Source organism: Paenibacillus sp. FSL H7-0323, from assembly GCF_038002725.1.
Lineage (GTDB): Bacteria > Bacillota > Bacilli > Paenibacillales > Paenibacillaceae > Paenibacillus_AQ > Paenibacillus_AQ odorifer.
This window is the reverse complement of the sequence record NZ_JBBODB010000001.1, coordinates 5865770-5885497: the sequence shown is the minus strand read 5'-3', so window position 1 is coordinate 5885497 and position 19728 is coordinate 5865770. Positions and strand designations below refer to the sequence as shown.

At 49.3% G+C, this 19728-nt stretch carries 9 protein-coding genes, 15 tRNA genes and 3 rRNA genes; 4 read left to right on the top strand and 23 right to left on the bottom strand.

Features of this window, described 5'->3' with window-relative positions:
- Window positions 1-71 precede the first annotated feature (71 nt).
- Window positions 72-1688, top strand: a complete 1617-nt coding sequence (glgP, locus tag MHH89_RS26325; RefSeq protein ID WP_076219778.1) for an alpha-glucan family phosphorylase — start codon at window positions 72-74, stop codon at window positions 1686-1688.
- Window positions 1689-1950: 262 nt separating this feature from the next.
- Window positions 1951-3408 (top strand): catalase KatA, encoded by a 1458-nt coding sequence (katA, locus tag MHH89_RS26320; protein WP_076187446.1) that lies wholly within the window; start codon window positions 1951-1953, stop codon window positions 3406-3408.
- A gap of 151 nt (window positions 3409-3559) precedes the next feature.
- Here the strand turns inward: katA and MHH89_RS26315 are convergent, their stop codons facing one another.
- Window positions 3560-3754, bottom strand: a complete 195-nt coding sequence (locus tag MHH89_RS26315; RefSeq protein ID WP_036686883.1) for a sporulation protein Cse60 — start codon at window positions 3752-3754, stop codon at window positions 3560-3562.
- A 396-nt stretch (window positions 3755-4150) separates the two neighbouring features.
- Here MHH89_RS26315 and MHH89_RS26310 point away from each other — a divergent pair, with 396 nt between their 5' ends.
- Window positions 4151-4606: a GreA/GreB family elongation factor gene (locus tag MHH89_RS26310; RefSeq protein WP_036686880.1), complete on the top strand. Its 456-nt coding sequence runs from the start codon at window positions 4151-4153 to the stop codon at window positions 4604-4606.
- Window positions 4607-4675: 69 nt separating this feature from the next.
- Here MHH89_RS26310 and MHH89_RS26305 read toward each other — a convergent pair whose 3' ends face one another.
- The 19 genes from MHH89_RS26305 to MHH89_RS26215 form a co-directional block, all read right to left on the bottom strand.
- Window positions 4676-5140: a YdeI/OmpD-associated family protein gene (locus MHH89_RS26305; RefSeq protein WP_076279888.1), complete on the bottom strand. Its 465-nt coding sequence runs from the start codon at window positions 5138-5140 to the stop codon at window positions 4676-4678.
- A gap of 101 nt (window positions 5141-5241) precedes the next feature.
- Window positions 5242-5312: transfer RNA gene (locus MHH89_RS26300), tRNA-Gly, on the bottom strand.
- A gap of 12 nt (window positions 5313-5324) precedes the next feature.
- Window positions 5325-5398, bottom strand: a tRNA-Pro gene (locus tag MHH89_RS26295).
- Between the two features lie 32 nt (window positions 5399-5430).
- Window positions 5431-5507 (bottom strand) — tRNA-Arg (locus MHH89_RS26290).
- Window positions 5508-5517: 10 nt separating this feature from the next.
- Window positions 5518-5592 (bottom strand) — tRNA-Gly (locus MHH89_RS26285).
- Window positions 5593-5599: 7 nt separating this feature from the next.
- Window positions 5600-5684: transfer RNA gene (locus tag MHH89_RS26280), tRNA-Leu, on the bottom strand.
- A gap of 15 nt (window positions 5685-5699) precedes the next feature.
- Window positions 5700-5775: transfer RNA gene (locus MHH89_RS26275), tRNA-Lys, on the bottom strand.
- 7 nt (window positions 5776-5782) lie between these two features.
- Window positions 5783-5857 (bottom strand) — tRNA-Gln (locus tag MHH89_RS26270).
- Window positions 5858-5873: 16 nt separating this feature from the next.
- A tRNA-Asp gene (locus MHH89_RS26265) sits at window positions 5874-5951 on the bottom strand.
- Between the two features lie 25 nt (window positions 5952-5976).
- Window positions 5977-6053, bottom strand: a tRNA-Met gene (locus tag MHH89_RS26260).
- Between the two features lie 71 nt (window positions 6054-6124).
- Window positions 6125-6201: transfer RNA gene (locus MHH89_RS26255), tRNA-Met, on the bottom strand.
- Between the two features lie 15 nt (window positions 6202-6216).
- Window positions 6217-6292 (bottom strand) — tRNA-Val (locus MHH89_RS26250).
- Between the two features lie 6 nt (window positions 6293-6298).
- Window positions 6299-6370, bottom strand: a tRNA-Glu gene (locus tag MHH89_RS26245).
- A gap of 16 nt (window positions 6371-6386) precedes the next feature.
- Window positions 6387-6479 (bottom strand) — tRNA-Ser (locus MHH89_RS26240).
- 5 nt (window positions 6480-6484) lie between these two features.
- Window positions 6485-6560: transfer RNA gene (locus tag MHH89_RS26235), tRNA-Asn, on the bottom strand.
- A 3-nt stretch (window positions 6561-6563) separates the two neighbouring features.
- Window positions 6564-6640, bottom strand: a tRNA-Ile gene (locus MHH89_RS26230).
- 57 nt (window positions 6641-6697) lie between these two features.
- A 5S ribosomal RNA gene (gene rrf / locus MHH89_RS26225) occupies window positions 6698-6814 on the bottom strand.
- Window positions 6815-6956: 142 nt separating this feature from the next.
- A 23S ribosomal RNA gene (locus MHH89_RS26220) occupies window positions 6957-9882 on the bottom strand.
- Window positions 9883-10114: 232 nt separating this feature from the next.
- Window positions 10115-11672, bottom strand: a 16S ribosomal RNA gene (locus MHH89_RS26215).
- The 16S, 23S and 5S rRNA genes sit together here with 15 tRNA genes alongside, the layout of an rRNA operon.
- A gap of 473 nt (window positions 11673-12145) precedes the next feature.
- On the opposite strand from MHH89_RS26215, the gene MHH89_RS26210 reads away from it, so the two are divergent.
- Window positions 12146-12433, top strand: a complete 288-nt coding sequence (locus tag MHH89_RS26210; protein ID WP_076280521.1) for a hypothetical protein — start codon at window positions 12146-12148, stop codon at window positions 12431-12433.
- A 44-nt stretch (window positions 12434-12477) separates the two neighbouring features.
- Here the strand turns inward: MHH89_RS26210 and MHH89_RS26205 are convergent, their stop codons facing one another.
- The 3 genes from MHH89_RS26205 to MHH89_RS26195 are packed head-to-tail and all read right to left on the bottom strand — an operon-like array spanning window position 12478 to window position 19724.
- Window positions 12478-15225: an alpha-mannosidase gene (locus tag MHH89_RS26205; protein ID WP_341088533.1), complete on the bottom strand. Its 2748-nt coding sequence runs from the start codon at window positions 15223-15225 to the stop codon at window positions 12478-12480.
- A gap of 21 nt (window positions 15226-15246) precedes the next feature.
- Complete coding sequence (locus tag MHH89_RS26200; RefSeq protein WP_438269382.1) at window positions 15247-18408, bottom strand: beta-galactosidase; 3162 nt, start codon at window positions 18406-18408, stop codon at window positions 15247-15249.
- Entirely contained in the window at window positions 18405-19724 is a 1320-nt protein-coding gene (locus tag MHH89_RS26195) for a glycoside hydrolase family 125 protein (RefSeq protein ID WP_076098666.1), read from the bottom strand. The genes MHH89_RS26200 and MHH89_RS26195 overlap by 4 nt, the downstream gene beginning before the upstream one ends.
- Window positions 19725-19728: the final 4 nt, after the last annotated feature.

Below are 19728 nucleotides of genomic sequence, written 5' to 3'. Positions count from 1 at the left end.
CGTTTGCACCTAAGATAATGCCCGCAGCTTCACTGCAATTTAATCTAATCCGTGATTAGGAGGCTTATCAAGTGAACGAACAAAAATTACCGTCAGTCGCTTATTTTAGTATGGAGTACGGGCTGCATTCCGATTTCAAAATGTATGCCGGAGGTCTGGGCATTCTTGCCGGAGACTACATCAAGGGTGCAAAAGATATCAACGCCCCTATCATCCCTATTGGGCTGAAGTGGAAACAAGGTTACACGGACCAAAAGATTGATGCCAATGGCAATCCGTACGACTCCTATCACAATTATGTTTATGAGTTTCTTGAAGATACAGGGGTTAAGGTAACTGTTAAAGTCCGAAAAACCGATGTGGTATGCAAAGTATGGAAAACTGATTATTTTGGCAACAGCACATTGTATTTACTGGATACGGATATTCCCGAGAATAATGATGCCTGGATCACAGGCCAATTGTACGGCTGGTTCGGCGAAGAACGGATCGCACAAGAGATCGTGCTTGGGATTGGTGGAGTCAAAGCTATGCGTGCGTTGCAAATCCCTATTGATGTCTATCACTTCAATGAGGGTCATGCGGCTCTAGCGGCTATCGAGCTAATCCGTGAAAAAATGTCCGGAGGCCATACCTTCGAAGAAGCGTGGAAAGCCACTCGCGAAGAAGTCGTATTCACTACCCACACACCAATCAAAGAAGGCAACGAAACCCATCCTCTCGACCGACTTGAGTATATGAGTGCGTTCAACGGCTTAACCCGTGACCAGATGGAGCGGATCGGCGGCGAGCCATTTAATATGACGGTTGCAGGTCTAAGACTATCACGTATTTCCAACGCAGTAGCCCAGCTACACGCCGATACGGCTAATAAAATGTGGAAGGAAGTAGCCGGAAGATCAGAAATTATAGGCATTACTAATGCCATCCATACTCCTACCTGGGTAGATGATAGAATGACGCAAGCCTACGAACAGGATGGAGACTTATGGGCAGTGCATAAAGAGATCAAGGGCGAACTGATCCAGTTCATCAAAGAACGTTCCGGCATTAGCTTAAATGCTGACAATTTACTCATCGGCTTCTCACGCAGAGCAGCTCCATATAAACGAAGCGACCTGATCTTCTCGCAGCCAGAAATTATCGAACCTTATCTGGAGTCTGGAAAGATACAAATTGTATTCTCCGGCAAAGCGCACCCACTCGATGATAACGGTAAAAAAATCGTCAGTAACCTAGTAGCGATGATGAAAAAGTATCCAAAGAGTGTTGTGTTCCTCGAGAATTACGATATGACGATTGGTGCCCAGCTGACGCGCGGTGCTGATATTTGGCTCAACAATCCACGCAGACCATTGGAAGCCAGCGGCACCTCCGGGATGAAAGCAGCTATGAACGGTGTATTGAACTGTTCTATTCTGGATGGCTGGTGGCCGGAAGCCTGCATCGATGGCGAGAATGGCTGGCAGATTGGAGACGGCTTCGAAACTACAGACTTTGAGGTTCTGGATAAGCATGATAGTGATGCACTGTACAACACCTTATTGAAACGTGTGCTCCCAACCTTTTACGAGAATCGTGAACAGTGGGTACAAATGATGAAAAAGAGTATCGAAACCACCCGTACGGAGTTTGCCACCAAAAGAATGTTAGATGAATATTACAACAGAATGTACATTAAAGCCTAAGTACAAGAACCGAATATCTTCTATATCAAAAAATGCAGCGCACCCCTTCAGTGATGGTAGGGATGCGCTGTTTCTTTTTTAATTCTGCTAAGCAATTAATCACTTTGTCTATCATATATATCTGAATGTGCCAACGATGTATTGACGATTACCACATATTGTAATGAGTCAATTATTTAAAAAGTGTTGCAATTTCTCTAAAAAACATTAATATAGAACTTATACTAAATCTAAAATCAAATCTCATGAGGTGATTCTATTAATGAGCTCCAATAATAATAATCTTACAACCAGCTGGGGTGCTCCAGTAGGCGACAATCAGAATTCAATGACAGCCGGTGACCGCGGTCCCACTTTACTGCAAGATGTCCATTTGCTTGAGAAATTAGCCCACTTTAACAGAGAACGTGTTCCTGAACGTGTCGTTCATGCTAAAGGTGCTGGCGCTCACGGGTATTTTGAAGTTACAAAAGATCTAACCCAATACACAAAAGCTAACTTTTTGTCTGAAGTAGGCAAACGTACACCGTTGTTCATTCGTTTTTCTACTGTAGCTGGTGAATTAGGTTCTGCTGATACCGTACGCGACCCTCGTGGATTTGCCGTGAAGTTCTATACTGAAGAAGGAAACTATGATCTCGTAGGTAACAATACGCCTGTATTCTTCGTTCGTGATGCGATTAAATTCCCGGACTTTATTCATACACAGAAACGTGATCCACAGACACATCTGAAGAACCCGAATGCTGTATGGGACTTCTGGTCTTTATCGCCTGAATCTCTGCATCAGGTAACGATTTTGATGTCGGATCGCGGAATTCCAGCTACGCTGAGACATATGCATGGGTTCGGTAGCCATACCTTCAAGTGGGTAAATGCCGAGGGCAATGCAGTCTGGGTGAAATACCATTTCAAAACAGAACAAGGCATTAAGAATCTAGATGCAGACCTTGCTGCCAAAATCGCTGGGGAAAACCCGGATTATCATACAGAGGACTTGTTTAATGCTATTGATAAAGGAGATTTCCCTGCTTGGAAGCTCTACGTGCAAATTATGCCAATCGAGGATGCGAAGACTTACCGTTTTGATCCATTTGATGTAACAAAGGTCTGGTCGCAAAAAGATTATCCGTTAATCGAGGTTGGACGTATGGTATTGGATCGCAATCCGGAGAACTACTTTGCTGAAGTAGAACAAGTTACATTCTCCCCCGGCTCTTTCGTTCCTGGTATTGAAGCTTCGCCTGATAAATTGCTACAAGGCCGTCTGTTCGCTTATGGTGATGCACACCGTCACCGGGTTGGTCCCAACCATAACAGTTTACCTATCAACCGTCCAAAAGTAGAAGTGAAGAACTATCAACGTGATGGTGGTATGGCCTTGGGCAACAATGGCGGTTCCGGTGCCTATTACGAGCCTAACAGCTTAGGAGGACCTAAAGAATCACCGCAGCATAAAACATCGCCGTTCGAAGTCTCTGGTTATGCGGATAGTGTCTCCTACAATAGTGACGATCACTATACACAACCAGGTGACTTGTACCGTCTAATGTCTGAAGAAGAACGTACCCGTCTAGTTCAAAATATCGTTGGCGCTATGACTCCTGTTGAAAGTAACGATATCAAACGTCTCCAGATTGAGCATTTCTTTAAAGCTGATCCAGACTTGGGACAGCGTATCGCATCCGGTTTGGGTTTATCTGTACCAGACGGAATGTAAGATTGTAAATGCACTTATAAACTAAAGAGGACCTTTGCCCGTAGATGGGAAAGGTCCTCTTTTTGCTAATTAGCTGAAAACATAATAAATGATGACAATCACAACGCCCAGCGTGGAGACAATGGATAGACATGAAAAAAACGTGTTCCAGTTATTGCCTTTCATTTGTCTTATACACGACCAGTATAGTGGTTCTTTGGTGCTCTGCCCCATCACGTGATGATTTAACTACCGAACCGTAACAGATATTCACAATCTGTTCCTCCCGTAGTCCTGCCAGGAACTCATTAGCTTTATTCTCTGCATAAGAATTGTCAGCATCTACAAACTCTTTAACTTGAATCATCCTGATCTCCTCCTTTAATAAATTAAGTAGTTATTTTATAGTTCTGGAATCTATATGTGAACTCAACGAAATGTACATGGCGTATCACTCCCCAGGTAACAATTAATGTAAAAATATCTTCAAAATACAGTATAGGCATTTCGCAGTTTTCTACGAAATGCCTATGCATCAGCCTATCATAGCACCCAAGTATGTAATAGTCAAAGGTTTTCATTACAATATTTAGAAGGTTTTAATTCCCCTTTTAAAATGGATTGGATTTACAAATAGAAGCTGGTATACTGATCAGAAGGTCTCCATTGGGGGACCTCTATTTGTATAGGAGGGATTTTAAGATGGCAACACACCATAACAGGTTTACAAGGAATGTGCTACTTAGAGGGGGTGAAATCTACTATGAACCATAGTCTTATCTATGAAGGCTCACGGACACAGCTGCTTCAGCAGCTTATCTATTTTGATGAGGAAAAAATCGCATTTTTAAATCAATACTTTCCGGTACGGAGCAAGGATAGAAGCAACGCTGAAACGCTGTTATCCCGTTATTGCTCCGAGCTGGAACAATTACTAACTGAGTTCAATGGTGAAGATTTAAATTCACAGGTCTTTATCGGAAGTCAGCTGCAGCTTCGTTACTTGGACGATAATACTACAGATATCTATACCATCGTATTTCCTAACCAAGCAGAACCTAACGATAACAAGATTTCTATGTTGTCACCTATAGGCATGCAGCTGCTGCTGGCTGAGCTCGGCAGTACTTGTCAGCTAGCGATTCCTTCAGGTCAACTAGAGGTGAAGATCGAAAGCATTAAGTTCGTGAATAATGGTGAAGTAGGCGTTCTTATATAAGGACGATTCCTTATATACCCGCTACAGCAGCGTCCCTTTCCAGATATTAAGGAGGAGGACGCTGTTCTATTATTTAAGCCTCAAACCTTCTTCCAGCTTATTAACTGACTTCTGGATCCTTGCTGCTCTGGTTTCCGGTCTTTTCGCCCCTTCGATCCAGCTCACATATTCCTTCCGATAGGAATAAGCCAAGCTGTTATAATATACCTCTGCCTGCTCATTGCTGCTTAGTGCGTCCAGAAAATCTTCTGGAGCTTCTATCTCTCGCAATTGATGATCTTGTTCCATTGTCACCCGAACTATATCTCCAGGTTGAGCATGGGCTAAGTCTCGCAGTTCTTTTTTCACGACCATAAAATGTTTCCCATTACCATGCGGCATGAGTGTTCCTCTATAGGGAATGTCATTCAGGCTTCCTTTAACTTGTATCCTTGATTTAGTTTCATATATTTGTTCAGCGTCAAAAGGAACCGTAAGATATGTCCAACTCCCATTCGTATCTGGTCTGACTAACCTTGCTTCAAATTCAAACATTGGCCCCTCCTCAAATAAAATCTCTAGTTCCTATTGTATCCATACGTGCTTAACTATACAAAAAAACACCCGCCTAATACCGGCAAGTGTTTCTCTTTATAAGCGGGTGATGGGAATCGAACCCACGCTATCAGCTTGGAAGGCTGAAGTTCTACCATTGAACTACACCCGCAAAGGTATAAAATCGGGATGACACGATTTGAACATGCGACCCCCTGGTCCCAAACCAGGTGCTCTACCAAGCTGAGCTACATCCCGTTAACAATACTATAACTGCTTAGTAATAAAAATGGCGCGCCCTGAGAGATTCGAACTCCCGGCCTTTTGATTCGTAGTCAAACGCTCTATCCAGCTGAGCTAAGGGCGCAAAATCTATATGGAGCGGACGACGGGAATCGAACCCGCGACCCTCGCCTTGGCAAGGCGATGCTCTACCGCTGAGCCACGTCCGCAAAAACATGGTGCGCGTGAAGGGACTCGAACCCCCACGTCGTGAAACGCCAGATCCTAAGTCTGGTGCGTCTGCCAATTCCGCCACACGCGCACACTTTAAAGAAAATGGTGAGCCATGAAGGACTCGAACCTTCGACACCCTGATTAAAAGTCAGGTGCTCTACCAACTGAGCTAATGGCTCTCATAAATGGCTGGGGATATAGGATTTGAACCTATGCATGACGGAGTCAAAGTCCGTTGCCTTACCGCTTGGCTAATCCCCAATAATAATTAACTAAATGGCGGAACCGACGGGATTCGAACCCGCGATCTCCTGCGTGACAGGCAGGCATGTTAGGCCAACTACACCACGGTTCCATAGACATAATGCATAAGTGTAAATTGGTTGCGGGGGCAGGATTTGAACCTGCGGCCTTCGGGTTATGAGCCCGACGAGCTACCGGGCTGCTCCACCCCGCGTCATTAATTAGTATATACTATTCATTTTCACCATACCAGCTTATCCCTAAACATAATGTATAAGAGTAAATTGGTTGCGGGGGCAGGACTTGAACCTGCGACCTTCGGGTTATGAGCCCGACGAGCTACCGGGCTGCTCCACCCCGCGTCAGTGAAAATAATATGGTGGAGGCTGAGGGGATCGAACCCCCGACCCTCTGCTTGTAAGGCAGATGCTCTCCCAGCTGAGCTAAGCCTCCATGATATGACCCGTATGGGATTCGAACCCATGTTACCTCCGTGAAAGGGAGGTGTCTTAACCCCTTGACCAACGGGCCATGCTAATAATTTTTATGGCGGAGAGAGAGGGATTCGAACCCTCGAGACGCTTGTGGCGCCTACACGATTTCCAATCGTGCTCCTTCGGCCAAACTCGGACACCTCTCCATAAATGGCTCCCCGAACAGGACTCGAACCTGTGACAACTCGATTAACAGTCGAGTGCTCTACCAACTGAGCTATCAGGGAATATGGTGGGCCTTAGTGGACTCGAACCACCGACCTCACCCTTATCAGGGGTGCGCTCTAACCAGCTGAGCTAAAGGCCCTTCTAAGACATATTAATATTAAGGGCAAAAAAAATACCACGGGTAATGTGGTTGTCCGCTTGGCGGCGTCCTACTCTCCCAGGACCCTTCGGTCCAAGTACCATCGGCGCTGGAGGGCTTAACGGTCGTGTTCGGGATGGGTACGTGTGGAACCCCTCCGCTATCGCCACCAAACGGGCATTTACAGCGTAAATGCTCAGGCTTAATCGCCTGAAAACTGAATCCGAAACGAATTTGCGTTTGCCCTTCTTACGGGGCCCCCGGAAAGTATTCGGAATTAGCTTCGCAGCTTCTTCTTCACTTTTTGGGGTATTTTTAGGATAAGCCCTCGACCGATTAGTATTGGTCAGCTCCATGCATTGCTGCACTTCCACCTCCAACCTATCTACCTCGTCGTCTTCAAGGGGTCTTACTAATTGGGAAATCTCATCTTGAGGGGGGCTTCACGCTTAGATGCTTTCAGCGCTTATCCCGTCCGTACGTAGCTACCCAGCCATGCTCCTGGCGGAACAACTGGTGCACCAGCGGTACGTCCATCCCGGTCCTCTCGTACTAAGGACAGCTCCTCTCAAATTTCCTGCGCCCACGACAGATAGGGACCGAACTGTCTCACGACGTTCTGAACCCAGCTCGCGTACCGCTTTAATGGGCGAACAGCCCAACCCTTGGGACCTACTTCAGCCCCAGGATGCGATGAGCCGACATCGAGGTGCCAAACCTCCCCGTCGATGTGGACTCTTGGGGGAGATAAGCCTGTTATCCCCAGGGTAGCTTTTATCCGTTGAGCGATGGCCCTTCCATGCGGTACCACCGGATCACTAAGTCCGACTTTCGTCCCTGCTCGACTTGTAGGTCTCGCAGTCAAGCTCCCTTATGCCTTTGCACTCTGCGAATGATTTCCAACCATTCTGAGGGAACCTTGGAACGCCTCCGTTACTCTTTAGGAGGCGACCGCCCCAGTCAAACTGCCCGCCTGACACGGTCCCCGTACCCGGTAAGGGTACTAGGTTAGAACCTAGATACGATCAGGGTGGTATCCCAACGGCGCCTCCACCGAAGCTTGCGCTCCGATTTCTACGGCTCCCACCTATCCTGTACAGATCGTACCCAAATTCAATATCAAGCTGCAGTAAAGCTCCATGGGGTCTTTCCGTCTTGTCGCGGGTAACCTGCATCTTCACAGGTATTAAAATTTCACCGGATCTCTCGTTGAGACAGCGCCCAAGTCGTTACGCCATTCGTGCGGGTCAGAATTTACCTGACAAGGAATTTCGCTACCTTAGGACCGTTATAGTTACGGCCGCCGTTTACTGGGGCTTCGGTTCATAGCTTCGGGTTACCCCTAACCACTCCCCTTAACCTTCCAGCACCGGGCAGGCGTCAGCCCGTATACTTCGCCTTGCGGCTTCGCACAGACCTGTGTTTTTGCTAAACAGTCGCTTGGGCCTTTTCACTGCGGCCCCCTCGTGCTATTCACACTACCGGGGCACCCCTTCTCCCGAAGTTACGGGGTCATTTTGCCGAGTTCCTTAACGAGAGTTCTTCCGCGCGCCTTAGAATTCTCTTCTCGCCTACCTGTGTCGGTTTGCGGTACGGGCACCTTCTCCTGGCTAGAGGCTTTTCTTGGCAGTGTGAGATCATGACCTTCGCTACTACAATTTTCGCTCCCCATCACAGCCCAGCCTTATCGATGTGCGGATTTGCCTACACATCAGCCTCACTGCTTAGACGGACATCCATCAGTCCGCGTCACTACCCTCCTGCGTCACCCCATCGCTCATAGCGGATTACGGTGGTACAGTAATTTCAAACTGTTGTCCTTCGACTACGCCTTTCGGCCTCGCCTTAGGTCCCGACTTACCCTGAGCGGACGAGCCTTCCTCAGGAAACCTTGGGCTTTCGGCGGATCAGATTCTCACTGATCTTTTCGTTACTCATACCGGCATTCTCACTTGTGTAGTGTCCAGCGCTCTTTTCAGTACACCTTCAACCCCTACACAACGCTCCCCTACCCCAGATACATAGTATCTAGCCATAGCTTCGGTGGTGTGTTTAGCCCCGTTACATTTTCGGCGCAGAGTCACTCGACCAGTGAGCTATTACGCACTCTTTCAATGGTGGCTGCTTCTAAGCCAACATCCTGGTTGTCTGTGCAACTCCACATCCTTTCCCACTTAACACACACTTGGGGACCTTAGCTGATGGTCTGGGCTGTTTCCCTTTTGACAATGGATCTTAGCACTCACTGTCTGACTCCCGGCAATAAGTATATGGCATTCGGAGTTTGACTGAGCTTGGTAATCCTTGCGGACCCCGCACCCAATCAGTGCTCTACCTCCACTACTCTTATACCGAGGCTAGCCCTAAAGCTATTTCGGGGAGAACCAGCTATCTCCGAGTTCGATTGGAATTTCTCCGCTACCCCCACCTCATCCCCGCACTTTTCAACGTACGTGGGTTCGGGCCTCCAGTGCGTGTTACCGCACCTTCACCCTGGACAGGGGTAGATCACACGGTTTCGGGTCTACGTCCACATACTAATTCGCCCTATTCAGACTCGCTTTCGCTGCGGCTCCACCTTCTCGGCTTAACCTTGCATGTTAAACGTAACTCGCCGGTTCATTCTACAAAAGGCACGCCATCACCCATTAATAGGGCTCTGACTTTTTGTAAGCACACGGTTTCAGGTTCTATTTCACTCCCCTTCCGGGGTGCTTTTCACCTTTCCCTCACGGTACTGTTTCACTATCGGTCGCCAGGTAGTATTTAGCCTTAGCAGATGGTCCTGCTGGATTCATACGGGGTTTCACGTGCCCCGCACTACTCGGGATCCGTCTCGGAGAGAACACAGTTTAGGTTACAGGGCTTTTACCTCTATCGCGGGCCTTTCCAGACCTCTTCACCTACCATATTCCTTTGTAACTCCATGTGAGACGTCCCACAACCCCTAAGAGCAAGCTCTTAGGTTTAGGCTGTTCCGCGTTCGCTCGCCGCTACTGACGGAATCACTATTGTTTTCTCTTCCTCAGGGTACTTAGATGTTTCAGTTCCCCTGGTCTGCCTCTACATTTCCTATGTATTCAGAAATGAGTAACTGCGAATTACCACAGCTGGGTTTCCCCATTCGGACACCCCCGGATCAAAGCTTGCTTACAGCTCCCCGAGGCAGTTTCGTTGTTCGCCACGTCCTTCGTCGGCTCCTGGCGCCTAGGCATCCTCCGTGTGCTCTTATTAGCTTAACCTTGATTCTTCCAAAGAAAAATCTCACTAATAACATTTACTTGTTTGCACAAGTTGCTAAAAGATGTTCTAAAACGCAAATTCGTTTCGGTATCCAGTTTTCAAGGATCAAGTCTTACTTGAGAGCTTAAACTCTCAAAACTGAGCAACGAGTGAGTAACAGGCCTAAACCTGAGTTTTGGAAGCTGAGCTTCCGATTTGAATGTTCTCATTGCAGAGAACGATTCTCCATAGAAAGGAGGTGATCCAGCCGCACCTTCCGATACGGCTACCTTGTTACGACTTCACCCCAATCATCTACCCCACCTTCGGCGGCTGGCTCCCTTGCGGGTTACCCCACCGACTTCGGGTGTTGTAAACTCTCGTGGTGTGACGGGCGGTGTGTACAAGACCCGGGAACGTATTCACCGCGGCATGCTGATCCGCGATTACTAGCAATTCCGACTTCATGCAGGCGAGTTGCAGCCTGCAATCCGAACTGAGACCGGCTTTGATGGGATTGGCTCCACCTCGCGGCTTCGCTTCCCGTTGTACCGGCCATTGTAGTACGTGTGTAGCCCAGGTCATAAGGGGCATGATGATTTGACGTCATCCCCACCTTCCTCCGGTTTGTCACCGGCAGTCACTCTAGAGTGCCCAGCATTACCTGCTGGCAACTAAAGTTAAGGGTTGCGCTCGTTGCGGGACTTAACCCAACATCTCACGACACGAGCTGACGACAACCATGCACCACCTGTCTCCTCTGTCCCGAAGGCCGCTGCTATCTCTAGCAGATTCAGAGGGATGTCAAGACCTGGTAAGGTTCTTCGCGTTGCTTCGAATTAAACCACATACTCCACTGCTTGTGCGGGTCCCCGTCAATTCCTTTGAGTTTCAGTCTTGCGACCGTACTCCCCAGGCGGAGTGCTTACTGTGTTAACTTCGGCACCAAGGGTATCGAAACCCCTAACACCTAGCACTCATCGTTTACGGCGTGGACTACCAGGGTATCTAATCCTGTTTGCTCCCCACGCTTTCGCGCCTCAGCGTCAGTTACAGCCCAGAAAGTCGCCTTCGCCACTGGTGTTCCTCCACATATCTACGCATTTCACCGCTACACGTGGAATTCCACTTTCCTCTTCTGTACTCAAGCCACCCAGTTTCCAGTGCGACCTCAGGTTGAGCCCAAGGTTTAAACACCAGACTTAAATAGCCGCCTGCGCGCGCTTTACGCCCAATAATTCCGGACAACGCTTGCCCCCTACGTATTACCGCGGCTGCTGGCACGTAGTTAGCCGGGGCTTTCTTCTCAGGTACCGTCACTCCGGTAGCAGTTACTCTACCGGACGTTCTTCCCTGGCAACAGAGCTTTACGATCCGAAAACCTTCATCACTCACGCGGCGTTGCTCCGTCAGGCTTTCGCCCATTGCGGAAGATTCCCTACTGCTGCCTCCCGTAGGAGTCTGGGCCGTGTCTCAGTCCCAGTGTGGCCGTTCACCCTCTCAGGTCGGCTACGCATCGTCGCCTTGGTGGGCCGTTACCCCACCAACTAGCTAATGCGCCGCAGGCCCATCCCTCAGTGACAGATTGCTCCGTCTTTCATTCTTCTCTCAGGAGAAAAAAGAAATTATCCGGTATTAGCTACCGTTTCCGGTAGTTATCCCAGTCTGAAGGGCAGGTTGCCTACGTGTTACTCACCCGTCCGCCGCTAAGTTACTTTGAAAGCAAGCTTTCAAAGTAACTCCGCTCGACTTGCATGTATTAGGCACGCCGCCAGCGTTCGTCCTGAGCCAGGATCAAACTCTCCAATTAGTATTGAAAAGAGCGATATGCTCATTTTGAAACATCTGACGAGAAAATTAATTCTCTAATTTTGGATTTCACTTACGTGATTTCCCACTCACTCGTTGTTCAGTTTTCAAAGATCAAGTTCTCGTTGGCGCCGTTTAATGTCTCAGCAGCAACTCTTATACTATATCATGTTCGGCTATTTAATGTCAAGCTCTTTTTTTAACTTCTTTTTCGAGCTCGGCATGTGTACTTCTTGGCCGGACTTAGAATATATCATGTATGGAGATGCATTGCAAGCTTTATTTCAAAAAAACTATACACATACTTCTCCGCAATTGTATCGCAACCGCATTCCCCTTTTCCGCGTCTATCTATTAACATCAGAGCCCCCTTCATACATAGGTATCAATTCCATTATTTTTTGGCAAAGAGGTGATTCATATAAAGACCTTGCATGATCTCTAGCTTCCCTCTAAAAGGAGGTTGGAGAATCAATGAGCAGAAGTGTGAAAAAGCAACCCGTGTGCAGCGACCAACAGAAACACGGTTCCTCATGGGCTAAAAAACAAGCCAATAAAGCCGTCCGCCGCTATCCTGGCGACATCCCTAAAGGGAAATGGTATCAGAAACTGTATAACAGCTGGAACATTTGCGACTACAGCTTTTACCAAACTAAACAGCAGGCGATTCATGAATGGGAAACAAACAATTGGATCCAGATGAGATTCCCCTCCCGCCAAGAGGCCATTCAAGATTGGCACAAGTCTTATAGAAGAAAGTAAATCAAAAGATGCCCCGGCAGGGAAGCGCCGGGGCATCTTTTTACCTATAAGCTTAATTTCGCACCTACAGTTACAATCTCAGATGGTCCGACCTCTAAGTGGTGAACCGAAGACGTTGCTCCTTGTAAAGCAGGGTTAGGCTGCTCTAAGATATTGCTTTTAAATAAATACTCTTGAGGACTGTTCACTTTCAGTTGCAATTGTGTCTGCTGAGCGGACATATTGTACCAACGCAAAAACAAGTCGCCGGAAGTTCCGTTCATTTTCATGGATGAGAAGGCCATGTTGTCTCCCTCCCAAACCAATGGGGTGTATCCAGAGTTCAACTTCCCGCTATGCAGGCCGGTCTGACATACCGTCCAAGGAGTCTGGAATTGATAGGCCTCTGTAAATGCCCGTTGTTCACTTCCCTCACCAGAATGAGGAATCAGCTCCAGTTGTGCTGTGTATTCGCCCAGGCACTGAGCTTCCGGTGTTGGGAACCAGCCCCAATCCCCCAATTCCCCTACACTGCGTAACAAGGTGACGGCAATAGTATTGCGTCCATCCCGCAGAACCTCATATTCGTTCAATCCCTGATTGGCTACCGTAAGTCCTACATCGCCATTACTGACATCCACAAAGGATTGCTGATGTTGAGTGTTGCTCGGATTTGCCCATTCTGGTGCTGGATTATTATCTCGGGTAGCCACTTCAAACATAGAATCCACACGATGCACATCGGTAGACAGATCGGTCGGGAAAAGCATTCGTATCCGGTGATCCTTGGCTTGGTTATTAATTGTGGATTCAATATGCACACCTTTGCCTTCCCGCTCCAGCGATACGACGGTACGAAGCTTCAAAACCACCGTATTTACACTCCGCTGCGCTTTACGCTCAGGATAATACACAAGTGCACGCTGTTCCGCCTCCAAGGTGTCATCCGCCGAAGCCGGAATCTCCCAATCTATTCGGATCTCAATGGCCGCACGGAAGGGAGAGTCTTCAATCACCTTAATAACTGCAGGCTGGCCTTTGGTCTTCAGCGCTTGTTCACCTTCTGGCTGCTTGTACATGTATTCATTGCCTACGTCTCCGGTATTCTCGTAAATCCCCAACTCACGATAAGTGGTACCGCTATGCTTATCCAATAACGTAAATGAACCATCCTCAGCAACAACTACCTTGAGAGATGCATTCTCCAAGCTGCGCTCTCCTTCTATTAAAGAGCTTCCCTGAGCGGATTCCGTAGTTGATTGTACCCAAGCGTAAGTACAAAGCCCAAGTGCAGGCACATTGCGTGCTTCAAAAGTAAGTCTCACTTTGCGGCACATATACGGCTGACGGAATTGGTCATCAGGCAGATCATAACCAAAGCTTAAACCCAGATCTTCCACTGTAGACGCTAATTCCTCCCCTGTGTGATCGACGAGAATCCTGCCGGACAAATCAACAGCCAGCATTCTGCGGGCGGTCTCATCCAAAGGATAACCCTCGCGCAGATATAACCGTTCAGCATCCAGCTCTATAGTTACCGTTCCCGTACGCTTCCACCCCGTGGTATTCATCACTATAAAAGGAACTGCATCTTCCCCGTATGCGGAAAAGCCAGAAGTCTCCACTTGATCTGCGATAAACTTAGCACTGTCATCTATGATGTTCTCAGCAACATGCCGGCTTTTATCAAAACGAGTTACCATCTCACGATGCACTTCATCCACACTACAACCACAGATACTGTCATGCGGATGGTTCTGCATCAGCGTCTTCCAGGCATAGGTGAATAGATGGTGCGGGTAGTCCTGTCCGGACAGGCGGGCGATGGAGGCCAGCGGCTCGGCTACTTTTTCCAAAAGAGTCTGGCCCAGCTGGTTCATCTGCTTCAAATAAACCCGGGCTGAGGCTGTGTTCACTAAGGTGCCCCATCCGTCAGTACGCTGGCTGCGCAGTTCCCCTGTAACGGTGGAGAGCTCCCGCTGACCCGAGGATAATTGCTGATCCAAGGCTTGCAGATAGTCCGGGAAATTTGAATGCACGAACTTCACTTCAGGGTATAGCTTTTCGGCGGTGCGGATAGCTTCCGGCAAATCCAATTGCAGAGGCTGGTGGTCGCACCCGTTCATGAACAATAACTCCCCCGTTGAAGCATACTTCTCTGCATCCGCAAGCTTACGGTCCCAGAATTCCCGAGCCGCACCTTCCTCAACAGGAACTTCATTGCCGTTAGAATACCAGTTGGCAAATAGGATACCGAGAATTTTGGATCCATCCGGCCCTTCCCAGATCAGCTCGGAGAAAGAGGACTCATAACCTGCATCCGATACAGTGTTGTTAAATCCCGTAGGCTTCACCCCGCGGCCAAAAAAAGCATTCGTAATCCCTGACTGCAACATCAGCTGCGGAGTCTGTCCGACCAATCCAAACGTATCGGGAAAATAGCCGATTTTGGAAGGCTCGCCGTATTTCTCGGCATCCTGATGGCCGATCTGCATATTCCGCACATTTGCCTCGCCGCTCGTCAGGAACGCATCCTGCAAAATGTACCAAGGTCCAATCAAGATTCGCCCATCCCGGATATACTTCTCCAGCTTCTCTTTGTTCTCTGGCCGAACCTGAAGATAATCCTCCAGAATAATGGTTTGCCCATCGAGGTAAAAACTGCGGAAGGCGGAATCTCCGTCCAGCTTCGCAAGCAGTGCATCCACCAGCTGAACCAGACGGACGTGGTGTTTCTCATAGGGCAAATACCATTCACGGTCCCAGTGAGTATGGGACACGATATGGGCTGTTTTGGTTGTTGTGTGGGTCATCTGTGTGTACACCTCAGTTCTTCAGCATTTATTAAGCGTAATGTTAACCTCTTCAGGTCTGTAGACAGCTACCAGCTTGCCCGCTGAATCAGCTGCAAACAACACCGAACGTTCTTTCTCCAGTAAAAATGAGTAATGAGCTCCAGTTGCAGGATCTTTTATTTCAAGTTCGGCATCCCAGGCGTATTCAGATACGAAGATATACAATGAACCTTCTGCAAAAGCAAGCTTTCGCCCGTACACACCTGGCAGGTCTCCACCGCTGATCCATTCCAGCCCGGTTTCGATACCTGCGGCTTGTGCAGCATATTGGTAGAGCGCGGCGATCGGCTCGTCGCGGTCATTCAGTTCTAAAGGTAGCGGGCACCAGATCAGGCGACCTGTGCCAAGCTGGCGTTCGATGAGGTGATCACCCACACCACCTGAACTAGACGAATCAACATCTGCATTTGCTGGCGTTTCTTTGACTAGCTCCGCGATTCGCTTCTGTCCATAGGACACCGCAAACTTGCGTCCGTTCAATAGAAGCTGCTCCTCACGACGCATGTTGCCAAGTTTACGGGCTCCTACTATTGCGTCCATACGATCCGAAGGCTGCCAATACGCATCAACCCCCAATGCTCCAGTAATGAGCAGAACGGCACCTGTACGCTCCACTATGTCCAGCAATTGCTGAAGGGCGTCAGTATCCAGATTGTGCACACTCGGCAGGAGAATCAACTTAGCCGGCTCTGCCTCCAGCGGAGCCAGATCGTATTCCGATACGGCGCGGAAAGGCAAATGAAGCTGATAAGATAAGATCCTTGTCAGGCGGGTAGTCGCATCATAGGCGAGCTTCCGGTTAGAGAAGTCATTAGAGTAAGGGAAAACCACGGCAATCTCTTCCAGCTTCCGCCCGTCAAATAATCCCCCGGCTTCGCCGATGAACCGCCCAAAATCATAAGACACATCCGCTTCCGGCTTCTCAGTCCCATCGGCCCGCAGCGCACCGATCTGTGATTCATTGGCATTATCCATATAAAAGTTCGTGTTCCAGATCCATTGCACAGCCCCGGCACCTCCAGAAGCAAACGCATAGGCATATTTGCGCTCCAGCATGGCCCGCAATTCTTCCTCACTGCGTTTAGCCCGTCCGTCTGGCGTCTCTACGTACATGATGCCGGTCTCCTGAATGAGGTTCGGTTTGTGATGGGTTTTGGCAAAAATTCCATCCCAGAGCAGATTGTCATTCAACCACCAGCTGTGAACAGTGGTGTAATCGACTTCGCGCTCATAAAAGAACGGCGACGGCCGTTGGGCACCCAAAGCCTCATCCTGCCCTACGGTCACTAAATGATCTGGGCAGAGTTCCTTGATAGTGCCGCTTAGCTCCCCTGCCCATACGTTGTGCATGTCCATGGAGAACAGGCAGTAGTCGAGCCAACGTGTGCCGCGCTTCCCGGAATGAATATCCTGCACACTAAAGTTAATCTCTTCTTGCTCAGGAGGTTGTGCAGCCGCAAAATCCGGCAATTCCAGCGGCGTCATATTCCAGCGCTCTTGAAGCGAAGTTATATCACCATGGCGTTCTTCCAGCCAAGCAGAGAAAGCAGCGCGTTCATATTTATCACGCGCCGAGCTCGGTCCGTCCGAGAAAATCCGCGGCGGATCGAACATTGACGGTTCATTGATCAAATCCCAATCGACATGGGTTGTCGTGCGATGCCGTGCGACGATGGAGCGGATGAACCGTTTTTGCGCTTCTACACTGCGCGGATCGAGATAAGGATTCGTCCCTTCCCAAGTCTCCGGCGTAAAGGAGAAGAACGTAAAGGTAACCTGCAGCTCATGCCGCTTCGCAGTCAGTAGAAAAGCATCAATCGCCCGCAGCACTTCTTCCGAGGCATGACCGTCTACCTGCATAATATTGCGGTAGGCTGTCCAGATACCGGTACGAATCCAGTTGATGCCTGCCTTCCGCATCTGTGCCATATCCCGATCCCAGACATCAGCATTTGGCAGGAATAGAAACTTCCGCGCTACGTCAGAGGTCATATAAGTCATGCCGACAACAGGTAAAGGCTGACCGTCTTTGATAAAATAATCTCTTCCAGCCTTAATCGGTTCCCCCTGCGATAACAGGCCCACGTCATATCCCCAAAAGCCTTGACGCAACATCCGCACTTCGCCTTCTTCCGATACAGCATGGCAAGAAAGATGATACAGGCCAGGTTGAATTTCTATAGCAAGCGGTACACGTAGGAAGTTCAGCTCGCGACTGACCTCAAGCTTGCACTCGTGAGTGAAACATGGGATAGACTCCCCGTCTTTGCTCAGAGTGATGTTCAGGGTCCACTGCGCTGCTGTCGGTGACGATTGGCTACGGCTTAGCCGCTGACCCTGCAAAAACAGCAGCGGCCGCTCGCCTTTTTCATAAGAAGCATAGTTAGGCTTCAGCCACAGCTCTGTTACTCCCCGAGCGGCAAAGGTTGCCCAGCGGGTTAATGCTTCCGTTCCGCCTTGATTCCAGAAATCAGGCGTAAGCGGTTGGCCGATAAAGATCCAGCGGCCACCGGCAAAAGGCCCGCCGATATGCTCCCACAGCACAGCTGGAGCTGAAACTTCCCTTCCGGCGGCGGTAATGCCCTTAAGCAGCGGGTAGATCCGCGTGTCCATGGGTCCACTGGAACCCATCTGCTCCGGCAGGTCACTGCTTTTAGTGACATGCGGTACCAGGTTCCAGGTATCCGACAGGGCCAGCAGCTGCTCATCGCCTACGAAGAGCGGAATGTCTCTAAGCGCGACATGCTGCTGTATGCGATCTGCGCTGCTCACCTGCAGCGCTTCATGGATATGCAGCTGGCGGTGATAGGCAGTCTGCTCAGCTTCGATCCGCCACTCTTCAGCGACTAGGCGGACTGGATGCTTAAACGGGGCACCGCCAATGCTGATCAAGCTGCCGCCTCTGCTCAAATAGGCGACGATGGAAGGCCAAGCCTCCTTCGGGAAGTACGGAGCATGGAAGCTAACGAAGCAGTCCCCGGCCTTGGCGTTGTCCAGCGTTTCGGCCAGCTGCGCTGCATGAACAGGAGGGTCAGTATGATGTATTCCTATAGACTGTGCCTGTTCCGCTGTCAGTCCGCCCGCTGCGGTATACCCGGGAAAAGACGGGTCCGCGAACAGGATGATACGGCCCCCGCTCACAGAATACCTTCCTTCATCGCCCGATAGACAAGCTGCGAGAACAAACTGTTCGACCATGCAAACCAGCTGCGGGTAAATACACTAGGATCATCCACATGGAAGCCTTCATGCATATATCCGGTTCCGGCATCCGTACTTTCCAGCATCGCAATCAGTTCCAGCTTCTCTTCGGCAGTCTGAGCCGTAATGCCCTGCATAGACAACGCCATATGCCAGATATAGTTCTCCGGAGTGTGCGGGCTGCCGATCCCTTTGGCAGCTGTGCCTTCATAATAGAACGGATTTTCTTTGCTCAATGCGAAACGTCTGGTGTTCTGGTAGATGGGATCATCCGCCGAAGCGTAACCCAGATACGGAATGGAGATCAGTCCGGGCGTTCCCGCATCGTCCATTAGGCAGTAATTGCCGAAGCCGTCGGTCTCATAAGCATAAATCGGACCAAACTCCGGATGGCGATAAATGCCATAGAGCTTGATGCCATGATCCACTTCAAATTCCAGCTCTTTAAGTTCAGCCAGAAAGTCTAGATCGCGGAAGACCCACTCCGCGAATTCCTGCATCTGGCGCAGCGCGACAACAGCGAACATATTGCCAGGAATGTTGTAGTGGAAATCACAGGCATCATCGCTCGACCGGAAGCCCGACCAGATCATTCCGGTATAGTTCACCGGCATGCCGAGACCGCTATTGCGCAGAGAATCTTCCGGAATGCCGTTATTGCGGCTGAACCGGTACGGAGACTGCTCGAAATGCCGCTGTTCTCTTTTGAACAAATCGAAAATCTGGCGCATGGCCGACTTGAACCCAGCGTCGAAGAAATCAGTCAGGCCCGTCTCTTTCCAGTAGGTATAAGCGAGGCGCACAACAAAACATAACGAATCAATCTCAAATTTACGCTCCCACACCCATGGCGACATCTCGGTCACATCCGTAGTGTTCCAGTGCCAGTCATTGGCCGACTCATTAAATGCATTGGCGTAAGGATCGATATGAATATATTGAATATGGCGTTTGATAAGACCGCCGATAATGCGCTGGAGATCGGGATCGTTTTTGGCCAGAGGCACGTATTGAATTACCTGCTCCACTGAATCACGCAGCCAGGAGGCCGGAATATCGCCGGTAATCACAAAGGTGGTTCCGTCATCCAGCAGTTTAGTCGTCGTCTCCAGCGTATTCGGAAAACAGTTCTTGAACAGCTGCAACAGCTTCGGGCGATGTGCCAGCTTCTCCTCTGCTTCGGCAAGTACTTCTTGTACAGCCTGCGGCAGCGGCAGCTGGGGCATTGCTATTTTGGGTAATCGGAATTGTTCCAAGTGA